Consider the following 16,403-nt stretch of genomic DNA (forward strand, 5'->3'; position numbering starts at 1 on the left):
TAAAATAAAAAAGCGATGCTATTTTGCATCGCTTTTTTATTTTAAAAACTCTTTTAGTTTATAGTGAAACTCCAAATTTGTCCTATTGACTTAGCACCTGAATTATCTTTAGTGTTTACTTTCCAGTAATATGTTTTACCACTTTCAACATCCACTTCTATACTAGTAGTGCTTAAGTTTTCTTCTTTTATTGTTGTTGGATCTGCATCTTCTCCAAAATATACATCATAGGTTAATGTATCTCCAGTATTTGAATCAGCTCCTTTCCATTCAAGGGTTACAGTAGTTCCAGATATAATTCCTTCATCCTCTGGTTTTACTAATTCAGCTGTAAATGGTGCAGTATTTGTTTCTCCTTCTCCTTTAGTGTAAAAGGCAAATACCTCCGATGGATCTCCTTCTTTTCCTTTACTATCAACTGCTGTTACTCTCCAATAATGAGCCAGTCCTTTATCTAAAGTGATAGTTATGTTTGACACAACTGCGGTTTGAGTTTTAATAATATTTGTTAACTCTCTATTAGTTGCTATCTCTATTTTATAACTAATGTTGTCATTATTTGGATCTGTAGCATCATTCCAATCGAAAGGAATACTATTATCAATACATAGTAAGTTTTGTGTAGGGTAAGTTAGGGTTACCTTCGTTGGTGCTTCATTAGCAATCTCTCCTCCGCCATCATTACTACTTCCACCTCCACAACTAAATAAAAGTGCTGTTGAAAATAATCCTAGTGCTTTAAGTACTCTTTTCATTATTTTAATATTTTAAATGTGTTTACTTCATCTGTTCCTAGTTTTAGGATATAAATTCCTGATTTAAACTTATCGAAAGGAATAGATAACTCATTACCCTGTTTGTTAACCTTGTCTTTTAATACAACTTTTCCTGTAACATCATAAACCATAACCTCAATAGTTGAGGCAGCATCGTTAGGAACTAATAAATCAATAGATTCTGAAACTGGATTTTTCTTAAGGAAAATATTGTCAATAACTGTTTTAAATTTTCCTTCACATTCTTTAGCGGTTTTAACTTCTAAAACACCACTCCTTTGAACATTTATATCAAACGTTGAGTGATTAAATGTATCTATTAAGTTTCCGTTTAAATAAACGTTATAAGGAGCTGTACCCGATGTAACATTTATTGTATATCCTTTCGATGCATTATTTTTAGCAACTTTTAATGAAACTGTGCTTGTTTCTTTTATTTGAACTTCAAAACATTGCACATAATCATCTCTATCATTCACCTTAACGCACACTTCATACACATCAGGTACTAGGTTTGAAAATGTTATTGACTCCGTTGTTAATTGTTCAGATACATCTGTTGAGGTTCCTTTTACTGTAACAGTATAACTTACAAAAGTTTGCTTAACGCTTACAGTGATTTTCCCATCGTTTTCATCAGCACATGTTTCTGATGTAGTTTTGATCGAAATATTATCAGCATTCTTGTAACTAGTATCACAAACATCTCCTACTCCATCTGCATTACCATCTGCTTGGTCAGCATTTGCTGTTGTTGAACAATTGTCCACATCATCCATTACACCATCTCCGTCGCTATCTTGACAAGCATCTCCTATTCCATTATTATCAGTATCTGTTTGATCTGGATTCGCTTTATCAGGACAATTATCGTTAATATCTAAAACACCATCTCCATCAGTATCTTGGCAAACATCTCCTATTCCATTATTATCGGTATCTGCTTGATCTGGGTTTGCTATATTAGGACAGTTGTCAACTCCGTTCAACACACCATCTCCATCTTCATCTCCATTAACATCAAAAGTAAATTTTCCTGAAAAAACACCTCTACCATAAGTAGCCGCAAAAACAGTATTATCATCTCGCAAATCTAAATCTAAAACAGGAACATTACTCATACCATTATAGGACTGTGTCCAAATAGGTGATGCCTCATTAAAATTATTCGTTTTCCAAACACCTAAATCCGTACCTATAATTACTTCATTTTTACTTAATGGGTTTTGTAATATTGCTTTTACTGGAATATCAGGTAAATTACCTTCTTTGCTTACCCAATTTTCTCCTCCATCATTAGAATACCAAATATTTTTTACCCCATAATTATGCATTGTAACAAAAATTTGATTTTCTGTTTCTCCAAACTCAATATCTGATATTGAACCAACAAAGTCAGGGCCTGTAATATTAGACCACGTTCCTACTCCTACATTTGCGTTTTCTACTTTAAGTAATCTCCCGTTTTTTAACCCTACAAATAATTTACTAGAAGCAGTCGTGTGAGGTGAAACTTTTAATGCAGAAGGTCCTATATTCATTAATACGTTTGTTAATAAAGTCTTTTCAACTGAACCATCAGTTAATATATTTGAGTACCTTCTTATCCCTGGAGTTATAGAAGCAGAATAGTTTGAATACAAAATATTAAGGTTAGAGTCTAACTCTTCTTGATTTATAAAATCTCCATTACGAGCATTTTCATCATTAATGGTTATCCATTTATTTGTTGCATAATTATACAATGAAATTGCTTGATTGTATACATAGTTTGTTATAAAGTATTTATCTGTTCCATCTGTATCGAAAAAACTAGCAGCTCCATCTCCTCCTGAAGCTCTAATAGAACTATTAACTCCTTCTGACGCTTCCTCTACTAACTGAGTTCCATTATCTTGTGCTCCTGCTAAAAAATATTCTTTACCATCAAAAGCTGTAGTAGGTGCTACACCAAGTGTATAAAATTGTAACGTGTTATAGTTATTATTTCTAGCATCTATCGTAGAACCTGAATTATTAGAAAAATAAACTCCTCCATCATTACCAAATACCATTCTACTAGAAGAAGCAAATGCCAACCCATGGTGGTCTGCGTGAACCAAAGAAGCTCCTAATAAGGCTAAATCATTATTATTTGACCATTTTGAAATTTGTTGCCAATTATTCCCTCCATTAGTAGATTTAAATAAATCGATTCCTCCAACATATAGCGTATTTTCATCATTAGGGTCTACCTTTATTAACAAGTCATAAAAAGCTTGTCCTCTGGTAAAATCATTAGCTTCTATATCAGTATCCGCATCATTTGGTAATGTTGTTTCATTAACTGTATTAAAGCTATCTTTCGTTTTTAAAATTTTTACTGGCGCTTCAGAATCATTAACTTCTGCTAAAACATATACCGTTCCTGCATTAGTAGGTGATAATGCTATTTCCGTTCTAAGTCCATTTTCAATAGAATGAACTAAACTAAAATTTTCTCCATCAGTCGACTTTAAAATAGCTCCTCCTCCATCTCCAAAAGTAAAGCTTCTTGTAGTACTTAAATAGATTGAGTTATCTGAGGCAACTTCTAAGTTATTTGGTTCATAGGGATTTCCCCCTGATGTTTTTGGAAGGTTTATTTTGATAAAGTCCGTACCATTAATTGATTTGTAAACACCAATGCTATCTCCTCCTAATGAGACAGTGCTCATGTACCCTGCTTCTCCTGCTGCTACATAAACTTCAGAAACCCCAGAGTTATTTCTTATTACAATATCGTTTATGTGTTGTATTCCTGGAACTATAGTAGAATTCGTAGCATCCTCTTTTAATTTTGTTAACGTTCCATTTACAGAACCTGTAGATAACTTCGTTATTATAGCATCACCTATTTCTTGGTTTATCATTACTGCCGGAATAGTTACTGATTCCGACCCATCACCTGCTGCCATGTTAAAAGGAGCTGTGTTTTCATTATTTACTATGATTACAGCAACTGCTCCTGCATCTTGAGCATTTTTGGCCTTTACTGAGAAATTACAAGTTCCTCTTCTAATAACTGCTATTTTTCCATTTAATTCAGCTGCATTTGTAATAGCATCACAACCATCTTCTGTTGGAACTGTACCATCTATTACTAAAACTAAATCTTTTGTAATAGGTGTTGTAATATCTCCTCCAAAAGCAGTTGTTAATACTGAGATATAATCTCCTCCTATTTCGGCAGGTGAATTAACTGTTAATTTAGAATTTGTATCTAGAAAGGTTTCTCCTGTAACTCCTCCTAGCACCTTTGACCAAGAATTTCCTCCATCTATAGATTTCCATAAACCATCTCCATTCACATCTCCGTTTACATACGACTCTCCAGTTCCTACATAAAAGGTTTTTGAGTCATTTGGATCTCCAGCTATACATGATACTGCTAAGTTTTCAGGTATTCCTACACGAACCCATTTAGAATCTGGGTTTGATATGTTTGTATTTTTCCATAAGCCTCCACTAACTCCTCCTGCAAAAACAGTTTCATTCGTAGCATCATTTGGATCGAACAAAAGTGCTCGTGTTCTTCCTCCAACATTATCTGGTCCTCTTTCTACCCAAGCATTATTGGCATCACCAGGTACTTTTCGTCCAATTCTTCGTTTATTTAGTTCTTCTTGAAGTTTATAAACATTTTCTTTGTGTGTTCTTCCTGTACTAGGATTGATTTCATTCAAGTATTTTTGCTCAAAATAAGCGTTCGGGGGCAGTCCTTGCGCTTTTCTTTTTTTCTTAGGAAGTTTTCCTGTTTTTTGAAAAGGATGTTCTTTTAATATTTTTGCATGCTGCTTTCTTAGTTTATCAATTTCCGTCTCATTATTAACTGAAACTTTAAAAACAACACTGCATATAGCTATAATTAAAAAGCTAAAAAAAAGTATTTTTTTATTCATAATAAAGTAGTTGATGAATACTATAACAGATAATTTTTAATTTACCCTAATTATTATTAGCAATAATACACCAAACACTTGTTTTTTAAACAAAAAAACCAACTATTTAACACTTTCTAACTAATATTCCCCATTATTTTTCTGTGTAAACGTATAGCATATCCATCTGATAAACCTGCAACATAGCTTGAAATTTGCATAATTCTATCATATAAACTCTCTTTTTCTTGTTGGTATTCTTGTGGAATTAAATTCAATACTAACTTATCATAATTAGATTGTCTACTATCAAACTTATTATTCAAAGCCGTTACAAAAACATCTAGAAGATCTGCAATAATTTTATATCCTGCAACTTCTTTTTCAACAACCTCTTTGCTTCTGTAAATTTTATCAACACTTATTTTAATAATATCATTAATCTGTGCTTCATATTTACACTTATCTAACAATCCTTTGTCAAATGTTCCATTTAAAATAGCTTCTTCATTATCTAAAAAGATGGTCACTGCTTCATTAATTAATACTCCTATGGCTAAAGCTCGTAAATAACTTACCCGATCTTTAGTGTGTTGTAATGAATGATATTTTTTGCTATCAATCGTATCTTTCACCAACTTAATCATGTATTCTAAGGCATAATCTTCCTCAATTAAACCTAAATTGATTCCATCTTCAAAATCGATAATTGTATAACAAATATCATCTGCCGCTTCTACTAAATACGCTAACGGATGTCGGTAATAAGAAATTCCTTCAGATTCTTTTTTTAATAAACCTAAATCTTGAGCTACATCTAAAAAAGCATCTTTTTCTGACTGAAAAAAGCCGTATTTCTTATCTACTATATGATTGGTTGGTTTCTTTGGTAAACTCTCTTTAGGGTACTTTAAAAAAGCTCCTAGAGTTGCATACGATAAACGCAAGCCACCTTGAACTCCTTCTCTGTTTTCTGTAAGAATTTTAAACCCGTTTGCATTCCCTTCAAAATCTATTAAGTCTTGATACTCCGAATCGGTTAATTTGTTTTTATACTGAAATCCTTTCCCTGTTTTAAAGTATTCTCCAATGGCTTTTTCTCCTGAATGTCCGAATGGCGGATTTCCTATATCATGCATTACAGATGCAGCAGCCACAATCGCACCAAAATCATTAAAAGTATATCCTAATTCTTTTAAGTGTGGATGACGTTCTAACAGCTCCTTACCCACTCTACGTCCTAACGTACGTCCAACAACTGACACTTCTAAACTGTGTGTTAAGCGTGTATGGACAAAATCAGTTTTTGATAATGGAATTACCTGTGTTTTATCTTGTAAGCTACGAAAAGCTGACGAAAATATGATTCTATCAAAATCTACCTCAAAACCTAAACGAGTTTCATCTTGTTTTGCACGTTCGCGTTTTTGGATATCACCAAAACGTTTTAAAGAAAGGAGTTGTTCCCAGTTCATCATTATGAGTAAAAAATTTTTTCGAAAATACTAAAAAAGAGAAGCCTTTCGACTTCTCTTTATCACTTTTAATTTAATTCTAATTAAGATCCACACATTAAACAGTCATCTGGACCTTCTGCATTTTTAGAAGCTTCAACCATAGCCTTAAATTCTTCAGGACTCATTGGTTTGTCTTCTTCTTTCTTTTCTACATTCAACGTAAACTGCTTCGCATTTACAGCAGATTTTGTACGTAAATAATACATTCCTGTCTTTAATCCAGATTTCCATGCATAGAAATGCATTGAAGTTAACTTCGCAAAATCAGGATCTTGCATAAATAAGTTTAACGATTGAGATTGATCGATAAAATATCCTCTATGGCGTGCCATATCGATAATATCTTTCATACTCATTTCCCAAACAGTTTTGTATAAATCTTTTAAGTTTTGTGGAATTGCTTCAATATGTTGAATTGATCCGTTTGCACGCATAATATCTTCCTTCATATTATTATCCCATAAACCTAGCTCTACTAAATCTTCTAGTAAATGTTTGTTTACAACAATAAACTCTCCTGATAATACTCTACGTGTATAAATATTAGAAGTGTATGGTTCAAAAGCTTCATTGTTTCCTAAGATTTGAGAAGTAGATGCTGTAGGCATTGGTGCTACTAACAATGAGTTACGAACTCCATGTTTTTTTACATCTTTACGTAACTTCGCCCAATCCCAACGACCACTTAATTCTTCATCTTTAATTCCCCACATATTGTGTTGGAACTCTCCTTGTGACATTGGAGATCCTTTGTAAGTTGAATAAGCTCCTTTAGTTTTAGCAACTTCCATTGATGAGGTTACAGAAGCAAAATACAAGGTTTCAAAAATTTCTTGATTTAATTTCTTTGCTTCTTCAGAAGTAAACGGTAAACGTAACATGATAAAAGCATCTGCTAACCCTTGAATTCCTAACCCTACCGGACGGTGACGGAAGTTTGAGTTTTCTGCTTCTTTTACTGGATAATAGTTACGATCGATTACCGTATCTAAATTACGGATTACCTTTTTAGTTACTTTAAATAGCTTTTGATGATCAAAAAACTTATTACCGTTTTCATCTTCAGCAACAAACATTGGTATTGCTATTGATGCTAAGTTACATACCGCTACTTCATCTTCAGCAGTATATTCCATAATCTCAGTACATAAGTTTGAAGAACGAATTGTTCCTAAATTCTTTTGATTTGATTTACGGTTTGCTGCATCTTTATATAACATGTACGGAGTACCTGTTTCTATTTGTGATTCTAAGATTTTCTCCCATAAATCACGCGCTTTAATAGTTTTTCTTCCTTTTCCGGCAGCTTCATAACTTGTATACAAACGCTCAAACTCTTCACCATAAGTATCATATAAATGTGGACATTCGTGTGGACACATTAATGTCCAATCAGCATCTTCTTGTACGCGCTTCATGAATAAATCTGAAATCCACATAGCGTAGAACAAATCACGTGCACGCATTTCTTCTTTACCATGGTTTTTCTTTAAATCTAAGAAATCGTAAATATCAGCATGCCATGGTTCTAAATACATTGCAAATGAACCTTTACGCTTTCCTCCTCCTTGATCTACATAACGAGCTGTATCGTTAAATACACGTAACATAGGTACAATTCCATTTGATGTTCCGTTAGTACCTGCAATATAACTTCCAGTAGCACGGATATTGTGAATAGATAAACCGATACCTCCAGCTGATTGTGAAATTTTAGCTGTTTGTTTTAAAGTATCATAAATTCCATCAATACTATCATCTTGCATTTGTAGTAAGAAACAAGACGACATTTGTGGTTTTGGCGTACCTGAATTAAATAACGTTGGCGTTGCATGGGTAAAATATTTTTTACTCATTAATTCGTATGTAGCAATTGCCTCGTCAATATCTTCTTTATGTATACCTATAGCAACACGCATTAACATTTGTTGCGGACGCTCAACAATGTTTCCGTTTAATTTTAATAAGTAAGAACGCTCTAATGTTTTAAAACCAAAATAATCGTAGTTAAAATCACGGCTATAGATAATTGTTGAATCTAATTTATCAGCATTATCCATGATAATTTTATACACATCATCTGCTAGTAAAGGAGCTTTATTTCCTGTACGTGGATTAATGTATTCGTATAAATCCGTCATTGTTTCCGAAAACGATTTCTTGGTGTTCTTATGTAAGTTAGATACGGCAATTCTAGCTGCTAATTTCGCATAATCAGGATGCGCAGTCGTCATTGTCGCAGCAATTTCAGCTGCTAAATTATCTAATTCAGAAGTAGTTACCCCATCATACAGTCCTTCAATAACACGCATTGCTACTTTTACTGGATCAACAATATTGTTTAATCCATAACACATTTTTCTAACCCTTGCTGTGATTTTATCGAACATCACAGGCTCTTTTCTGCCGTCTCTTTTTACTACATACATATTGATATTGTTTTTTTTGGTTAATAGCGTCGCCAAAACATAGTTGTTTATGACAACATGTAAAATGTTAATACTTGTTTGTTTCTTTTGAAACGATTATAACGCTAAAGCACTGAAAAAAGTGCTCTAGCTGAGTAATACTGCATGTAGGGGAAATAGCAGCTTATTGGTTCCTAAAAATCTGCATCAAAGCTGATGCTTCCTGTACCACCTGATTTTACTCCAGCTTTTTGGTACTCTGATACTCTTTTTTCAAAGAAGTTAGTTTTCCCTTCCAAAGAAATCATTTCCATGAAGTCAAATGGATTGGTAGACTCATACTCTTTTTCACATCCGAATTCTAAAAGTAGTCTATCGGTAACATACTCTAAATATTGCGTCATTAACGTTGCATTCATACCTATTAAACTAACAGGTAGAGACTCGGTAATAAACTCTCTTTCAATATCTAAAGCTGATATAATAATATTTCTTATTCTTTCTTTTGGCACTTTATTTACTAAGTGATTGTTGTGTAAGTGTACAGCAAAATCACAGTGCATACCCTCATCACGAGAGATTAACTCATTTGAGAATGTTAATCCAGGTAATAACCCACGTTTCTTTAACCAGAAAATTGAGCAAAAAGACCCTGAGAAGAAAATTCCTTCAACTGCGGCAAAAGCGATTAAACGCTCAGCAAACGAATCAGATTCGATCCATTTTAAAGCCCAATCTGCCTTCTTTTTAATTGCTGGAAAAACTTCAATTGCTTTGAATAATCTATCTTTCTCTTCTTCATCCTTAATATACGTATCAATTAATAATGAATACGTTTCAGAATGAATATTCTCCATCATGATTTGGAAACCATAAAAGAATTTTGCTTCCGAATATTGAACTTCGTTTACAAAGTTTTCTGCTAAATTTTCATTTACAATTCCATCAGATGCGGCAAAAAATGCTAAAACATGCTTAATAAAGTAACGCTCATCGTCTGTTAGTTTAGAATTCCAGTCTGTTAAGTCTGAATGTAAATCAATTTCTTCAGCAGTCCAAAAACAAGCTTGTTGCTTTTTATACCATTCCCATAAGTCATTATGTTGAATTGGAAAAATTACAAATCTGTCTTTATTTTCTTGTAAAATTGGTTCAATCGATGCCATGCTTTTTAAGCTCTTTTTAGTGTGTTATTTTTATTCCCTGAGTATAGAAACAAAGATTGGAAAATTTGCTAAATTCTGAAAGCTATACTTATTCACAAATCCCTTGAAGTTTTTAACAAATTACTTTTCCTTCTTCAATTTACAATATTTTTAAGTTTTTACAAAAACTTATAAATCAATGTTTTAAAATTAAAAAAAACGCTTGATAAGTGATACTCACTGAGTTTCTTATTTTGTGTTTCAACATAAAAAAAGTGACACAAAATGTGTCACTTTTTAAACCTTAATTTTCTTGTTTTTTTTGGTTATTTCGTAACCTTTAAAACGTCTTCAATTATCTGTTCAATTTGTTTTTTTGGCAATGCTCCATGAGCCATTTGAGGATCATCGTTAGCAGGACAAAATAACATAGAAGGGATACTTCTTATTCCAAAAGCAGCTGCTAATTCTTGTTCTGCTTCTGTATCTATTTTATAAATATTAATTTTTCCATCATACTCTGTACTTAGTTCTTCCAAAACTGGAGCAAGTGCTTTACATGGTCCACACCAATCAGCATAAAAATCAATTATTACAGGTAAATCTCCTTCAAATTTCCATTCTTTATTTTCTTCATAGTTAAAAACCTTTTTAAAAAAAGCTTCTTTGTTTAAATTTTCAGTCATGCTTATTATATTATAATTATGTAAAGGTAGTCGTTTTTATTTCAATAGATTTACAAGGGCCTTTTTGTTAAAGTCATCTTAAAATAAATTGCTGTGAATGTTTTTCTTCTAACTTTGGTCTAATTAACCAATTTTTTTAATCATGAAAAAAATCCTTCTTCCCATTATTTGTGCAGGAACTATTTTAGTTTCTTGTAAAGAAGAAAAGCAACCTAAAAACAATATTAGTGTGAGTTATCCAGAAACAACTAAAAAACCTGTTGTAGATGAATATTTTGGAACTAAAGTAACCGATAACTATCGTTGGTTAGAAGACGATAGAAGTACTGAAACTGAAGCTTGGGTAAAAGCTGAAAACGAAGTTACTTTCGATTACTTAGACAAAATTCCATATCGTGAACAATTAAAAAATCGTTTATCTGAGTTATGGAACTACGAAAAAGTAGGAACTCCATTTAAAGAAGGTGATTATACTTATTTTTATAAAAACAACGGGTTACAAAATCAATATGTTTTATATAGAAAGGATAAAGATGGTAAAGAAGAGGTTTTCTTAGATCCTAATACGTTTGCTGAAGATGGAACTACATCATTAGGCTCGGTAAGTTTTACCAAAGACGGAAAAACTGTAGCCTATTCAATTTCTGAAGGAGGAAGTGATTGGAGAAAGGTAATTATAATGGATGCAGAAACCAAAGAAATTAAAGAAGATACTTTAGTTGATGTAAAATTCTCTGGAATTGCTTGGAGAGGAAACGAAGGTTTTTACTATTCTAGTTACGACAAACCTAAAGGAAGTGAGTTATCTGCAAAAACAGATCAACATAAATTATATTTCCACAAATTAGGAACTCCTCAAAGTTCTGATGAAGTTATTTTTGGAGCTACTCCAGAAGAAAAACACCGTTATGTTGGTGGATATTTAACAGAGGATAACAAATACCTATTTGTATCTGCTTCAACCTCAACTTCAGGAAACAAGTTATTTATTAAGGATTTAACAGATCCTAATAGCAAACTAACACCTATCATTAACAATTTTGATAGCGACACTGGTGTTATTGATAGTAAAGGAAGTAAGTTATACTTAGTAACTAACTTAAATGCACCTAACAAGAAAATTGTTACTGTAGATGCTGCAAACCCAACGCCAGAAAACTGGGTAGATTTTATTCCTGAAACTGAAAATGTATTATCTCCATCAACAGGGTCTGGATATTTCTTTGCAAAGTATATGGTAGATGCAGTTTCTAAAGTATTACAATATGATTTTGATGGGAAATTAATCCGTGAAGTAAAATTACCAGGTGTAGGTTCTGCAGGTGGTTTTGGAGGAAAAACTGATGCAAAAGAATTATATTTCTCTTTTACCAACTACAATACTCCAAGTTCTTCATACAAGTTCAATCCAGAAGATGGAACTTACGAATTATACTGGAAACCTGCTATTTCGTTCAATGCAGATGACTATGAAAGTAAGCAAGTATTTTATACTTCAAAAGACGGAACAAAAGTTCCTATGATTATTACCTATAAAAAAGGATTAGAGTTAAATGGTAAAAACCCTACTATTTTATATGGTTATGGTGGATTCAATGTAAGCTTAACTCCTAGTTTTAGTATTGCTAACGCTGTTTGGATGGAACAAGGTGGTGTATACGCTGTACCTAACTTACGTGGTGGTGGAGAGTATGGTAAAAAATGGCACGATGCAGGTACGCAATTAAAAAAGCAAAATGTATTTGATGATTTTATTGCTGCTGCTGAATACTTAATCAAAGAAAACTATACTTCATCTGATTACTTAGCTATTAGAGGAGGATCTAACGGAGGTTTGTTGGTAGGTGCCACTATGACTCAACGTCCTGATTTAATGAAGGTAGCTTTACCTGCAGTTGGAGTATTAGACATGTTACGTTACCACACCTTTACAGCAGGAGCAGGTTGGGCATATGACTATGGGACTTCTGAGCAGAGTAAAGAAATGTTTGAATACTTAAAAGGATATTCACCTGTACATAATGTAAAAGAAGGTACTCAGTACCCTGCAACTATGGTAACAACAGGAGATCATGACGATCGTGTTGTACCAGCTCATAGTTTTAAGTTTGCTGCTGAATTACAGGAAAAACAACAAGGGAACAATCCTGTTTTGATTAGAATTGAAACAAATGCTGGTCACGGGGCAGGAACTCCTGTAGCAAAAACTATTGAGCAGTATGCTGATATTTTTGGTTTTACTTTATTTAACATGGGATTTGAAACATTACCAAATGCTCCAAAATCTAAAATAAAAAGTTAAAAACTGTAACATTTTTATAAAAACAGACTCTTATTAGAGTAAATTTACTACCTCGGGACAAAATCTCGAGGTAGTTTGTTAAAATTAAAACTCATTCAAAAAACATTAAAAATGAAAACCATTCACAAAGTACTGTTTACTACTGCTGTTGCTTCTTTAGGGGTTATTGCGTGTAAAACAGACAAAAAGCCTGAAGAAAAAGTACAGGCAATTGTTTTAGAAAACATGGATACTTCGGTTAAACCAACCGATGATTTCTTTAGATATGTTAACGGTTCTTGGATTGACAATACTGAAATTCCAGCTGACGAAACTTCTTGGGGAGGTTTTAATCAGTTAAGAAAAACTACTACCAAAGATGTATTAGCTATTTTAAATAAAGCTATTGAAGAAGGTAACTTCCCAAAAGTAAAAGATGCTGAAGGAAAAGAAATAGATTCTGACCAAGAAAAAGCAGTAAACTACTACGAAACCATTATGGATACCGTAGCTAGAAACAAAGCTGGTAAAGCTCCAGTACAACCTTTTCTTGAAAAAATTGAAGAAATTAAAGATTTAAACGACGTACAAACATTCATTACTAACATGGCTCCTTATGGAGGCGCTGGTTTTTATGGTTTTGGCGTGTTTAACGACCTTAAGAACAGTAGTATGAATGCTGGTTACATGGGAGCTGGTGGACTTGGTTTATCAAGAGATTACTATGTGGATGAAAAGGTAAAAGACAAGCTTGAAAAATATGAAGTTTTTGTAGCTAAAATGTTACAAGAGTTTGGTGATGACGAGGCTACAGCTAAAAAGAATGCAGCAACTATTGTTGCTTTTGAAAAGAGTTTAGCTGAACCTAGAATGACAAAAGAAGAACGTAGAGATACTCGTAAAATTTACAACCCAATGACTCTTGCTGAATTAACTGAATTAGCTCCTGTAATTGATTGGGAAGCTCATTTAAAAGGAATTGGTGTTGATCTTGAAGGTTTAGATGGTTCTAAAGGTCTTGAAAAGATTATTGTTACAGATCCAGGTTACTTCAAAGCAATGAATGATGTGCTTAAGAATAGTCCTATTGAAACGGTTAAATTATCATTACGTTGGAATGCTATTAACAACTCATTAGGTTTATTATCTACCGATTTAGAAAAAGCTAATTGGGAGTTTTATAGCAAAGAAATGCGTGGTGCTAAACAACAACGCCCAAGAAACGAGCGTGCTTTAGCAAACTTAAATGGAGCTATTGGTGAGGCTTTAGGTAAATTATATGTAGATGAAAAGTTTCCACCTGAAGCGAAGCAAAAAGCTAAGGAAATGATTGATAACGTAATGTTAGGTTTTGAAAAACGTATTGCGCAATTACCTTGGATGAGTGCTGAAACTAAAGAAAAAGCTTTAGAAAAATTACACAAATTAACTGTTAAAATTGCATACCCTGATAAATGGAAAGACTACTCAGCTTTACTTGTTAAAGGGTTAGATGAAGGTGGTACATATTTTGACAATGCCGTAAACGTTCGTAAATGGAACTTTGAAAAAGATATGGCTAAGTTAGGTAAAGAAGTGGATAGAACTGAGTGGGGAATGTCTCCTCAAACAGTAAACGCTTACTTTAACCCTGTAAATAATGAAATCGTATTCCCAGCAGCAATTTTACAACCTCCTTTCTATAACTACAAAGCTGATGAAGCTGTAAATTATGGAGGAATTGGAGCTGTTATTGGTCACGAAATTTCACATAGTTTCGATGACTCTGGAGCTCGTTTTGATGGTGATGGAAACTTAAAAAACTGGTGGACAGAAGAAGATTCTGAAAAGTTCAAAGAAGCAGGAAGCAAATTAATAAAGCAGTTTAGCGATATCGTTGCTATTGATAGTATGAATTTAAACGGTGAATTTACGTTAGGCGAAAATATCGGTGATTTAGGTGGTGTGCAAGCTGCTTATGAAGGATTACAAATTTTCTTAGAAAAGAATGGTCGTCCTGAAAACATTGATGGATTTACACCTGAACAACGTTTCTTCCTTTCTTGGGGAACTATTTGGAGAACTAAAATGCGTGATGAAGCATTAAAAAACTTAATCATGACAAACCCTCATGCTCCAGGACAGTACAGAGCTTATATGCCTCTTAAAAACGTAGATGCTTTCTATGAAGCTTTTGATGTTAAAGAAGGTGATAAAATGTACTTAAAACCAGAAGATCGTGTAAGAATTTGGTAAATTCAATTAAAAAATAAGTACCTTTAAACCAGCGTTTTCACGCTGGTTTTTTTTATTTTCAAAAATTAATAGCAAATATTGTGTATTTGAAAAAATAGTAAGTAATTCGCCCTCCTTAATTTTAAAAGAATGAGACTAATTGGAAGGATTGAAAAGATATCCTTTTTAAACTGGGAAATAGAAGATTTACCAGTAAAAATTGATACAGGAGCCTATACTTCTGCAATACATTGCAAGCATATTGAAGAAAAAGACGGTGTATTAGAGTTTATATTATTATGTCCAAAAACAGAAAAATATAACAATAAATTGCTCCAAACAACAAAATATAAAGTTAAAAGTATAAGAAGTTCGAACGGAAAGAAACAAAAAAGATATGTCGTTTCTACGTCCGCTATTTTTTATGGTAAAAAATATAAAATAAAACTATCGTTGTCAGATAGAGGTAAAATGAATTATCCAGTATTAATTGGTAGAAAATTTTTAAACAAAAAATTTATTGTGGATGTTTCACAAAAAAACATCACTTCAAAAGAAATATAAAAAATGAAAATTGTTGTTCTTTCTAGAAACTCAAAATTATATTCAACCAAACGCTTAGTAGAAGCAGGCGAAAAAAGAGGTCATGAAATGGTCGTATTAGATCATACCAAATGTGATCTTATAATAGAAAAAAAGAAGCCTGCTATAGTATACAATCATGAGCTTGTGACTGATGTTGATGCTATTATCCCACGTATTGGTGCTTCAGTTACTTTTTATGGTACTGCTGTTGTACGTCAATTCGAAATGATGAAGGTGTTTTCTGCTGTAGAATCTCAAGCATTAGTTAGGTCTAGAGATAAACTAAGTAGTTTACAAGTACTCTCTAGAGCGAATTTAGGGCTTCCAAAAACCGTTTTTACCAATTATTCAAAAGACACCTCTGAAATTATTAAAAAAGTTGGTGGAGCTCCTTTAATTGTTAAGCTTTTAGAAGGAACACAAGGTTTAGGTGTTGTATTAGCTGAAACTAAAAAAGCAGCTGAATCTGTTATAGAGGCTTTTAATGGCTTACAGGCACGTGTAATTGTTCAGGAATATATCAAAGAAGCTAAAGGAGCAGATATCCGTGTTTTTGTAGTAGATGGAGTTGTTGTTGGAGCTATGAAGCGTCAAGGAAAGGAAGGAGAGTTTAGATCAAACTTACATAGAGGAGGAACTTCAGAAATTATAGAATTAACAGATGAAGAAGAAAACGCTGCTTTAAAAGCTGTAAAAGTAATGAAATTAGGTATCGCTGGTGTAGATATGTTACAATCAGATAGAGGTCCATTAATTTTAGAAGTTAATTCTTCTCCTGGTTTAGAAGGTATAGAAAAAGCAACTGGGAAAGATGTAGCAAAAAGTATTATACGCTACGTAGAAAGAAGCGCTTAAAAAAACAAAACCGACATTAAATAATGTCGGTTTTTTT

Annotated in this window: 10 protein-coding genes; 4 read left to right on the forward strand and 6 right to left on the reverse strand. The window is 33.0% G+C overall.

From position 1 onward, the window contains the following. Positions 1-53: 53 nt before the first annotated feature. The 6 genes from VCM48_RS09875 to trxA all read right to left on the reverse strand — a co-directional run bounded on the left by VCM48_RS09875 (position 54) and on the right by trxA (position 10,431). Complete coding sequence (locus VCM48_RS09875; protein ID WP_482270397.1) at positions 54-755, reverse strand: hypothetical protein; 702 nt, start codon at positions 753-755, stop codon at positions 54-56. Further along, a complete protein-coding gene (locus tag VCM48_RS09880; RefSeq protein ID WP_482270398.1) occupies positions 755-4,696 on the reverse strand; it encodes a thrombospondin type 3 repeat-containing protein in 3,942 nt (1,313 codons plus the stop codon). Before VCM48_RS09880 ends, VCM48_RS09875 begins: the two co-directional genes overlap by 1 nt. A gap of 116 nt (positions 4,697-4,812) precedes the next feature. Continuing rightward, the gene (locus VCM48_RS09885; protein WP_482272221.1) at positions 4,813-6,150 is read right to left on the reverse strand and encodes a deoxyguanosinetriphosphate triphosphohydrolase; all 1,338 of its coding nucleotides are present in this window, start codon (positions 6,148-6,150) and stop codon (positions 4,813-4,815) included. 83 nt (positions 6,151-6,233) lie between these two features. Then, positions 6,234-8,621: a ribonucleoside-diphosphate reductase subunit alpha gene (locus tag VCM48_RS09890; RefSeq protein ID WP_274638807.1), complete on the reverse strand. Its 2,388-nt coding sequence runs from the start codon at positions 8,619-8,621 to the stop codon at positions 6,234-6,236. A gap of 173 nt (positions 8,622-8,794) precedes the next feature. Then, on the reverse strand, positions 8,795-9,766 hold the full coding sequence (locus VCM48_RS09895; protein ID WP_274638808.1) for a ribonucleotide-diphosphate reductase subunit beta: 972 nt from the start codon (positions 9,764-9,766) through the stop codon (positions 8,795-8,797). A 305-nt stretch (positions 9,767-10,071) separates the two neighbouring features. Next, on the reverse strand, positions 10,072-10,431 hold the full coding sequence (trxA, locus tag VCM48_RS09900; RefSeq protein WP_274638809.1) for a thioredoxin: 360 nt from the start codon (positions 10,429-10,431) through the stop codon (positions 10,072-10,074). Between the two features lie 142 nt (positions 10,432-10,573). Between trxA and VCM48_RS09905 the strand changes: the two genes are divergently transcribed. The 4 genes from VCM48_RS09905 to rimK all read left to right on the forward strand — a co-directional run bounded on the left by VCM48_RS09905 (position 10,574) and on the right by rimK (position 16,366). After that, positions 10,574-12,733, forward strand: coding sequence for a prolyl oligopeptidase family serine peptidase (locus VCM48_RS09905; RefSeq protein WP_274638810.1), 2,160 nt, complete (start codon positions 10,574-10,576; stop codon positions 12,731-12,733). Between the two features lie 111 nt (positions 12,734-12,844). Beyond that, positions 12,845-14,947: a M13 family metallopeptidase gene (locus VCM48_RS09910; RefSeq protein ID WP_482270399.1), complete on the forward strand. Its 2,103-nt coding sequence runs from the start codon at positions 12,845-12,847 to the stop codon at positions 14,945-14,947. Positions 14,948-15,076: 129 nt separating this feature from the next. After that, positions 15,077-15,490 (forward strand): ATP-dependent zinc protease family protein, encoded by a 414-nt coding sequence (locus VCM48_RS09915; RefSeq protein ID WP_047788093.1) that lies wholly within the window; start codon positions 15,077-15,079, stop codon positions 15,488-15,490. 3 nt (positions 15,491-15,493) lie between these two features. Then, on the forward strand, positions 15,494-16,366 hold the full coding sequence (gene rimK / locus VCM48_RS09920) for a 30S ribosomal protein S6--L-glutamate ligase (protein WP_482270400.1): 873 nt from the start codon (positions 15,494-15,496) through the stop codon (positions 16,364-16,366). The last annotated feature ends 37 nt before the right edge of the window (positions 16,367-16,403 follow it).

This window comes from Tenacibaculum sp. DPLXC6 (assembly GCF_056815515.1).

Coding starts and splice junctions, on each gene's coding strand:
- rimK (WP_482270400.1), top strand. CDS start 15,494: ATGAAAATTGTTGTTCTTTCTAGAAACTCAAAATTATATTCAACCAAA.
- VCM48_RS09910 (WP_482270399.1), top strand. CDS start 12,845: ATGAAAACCATTCACAAAGTACTGTTTACTACTGCTGTTGCTTCTTTA.
- VCM48_RS09880 (WP_482270398.1), bottom strand. CDS start 4,696: ATGAATAAAAAAATACTTTTTTTTAGCTTTTTAATTATAGCTATATGC.
- VCM48_RS09915 (WP_047788093.1), top strand. CDS start 15,077: ATGAGACTAATTGGAAGGATTGAAAAGATATCCTTTTTAAACTGGGAA.
- VCM48_RS09875 (WP_482270397.1), bottom strand. CDS start 755: ATGAAAAGAGTACTTAAAGCACTAGGATTATTTTCAACAGCACTTTTA.
- VCM48_RS09895 (WP_274638808.1), bottom strand. CDS start 9,766: ATGGCATCGATTGAACCAATTTTACAAGAAAATAAAGACAGATTTGTA.
- VCM48_RS09890 (WP_274638807.1), bottom strand. CDS start 8,621: ATGTATGTAGTAAAAAGAGACGGCAGAAAAGAGCCTGTGATGTTCGAT.
- VCM48_RS09905 (WP_274638810.1), top strand. CDS start 10,574: ATGAAAAAAATCCTTCTTCCCATTATTTGTGCAGGAACTATTTTAGTT.
- trxA (WP_274638809.1), bottom strand. CDS start 10,431: ATGACTGAAAATTTAAACAAAGAAGCTTTTTTTAAAAAGGTTTTTAAC.
- VCM48_RS09885 (WP_482272221.1), bottom strand. CDS start 6,150: ATGAACTGGGAACAACTCCTTTCTTTAAAACGTTTTGGTGATATCCAA.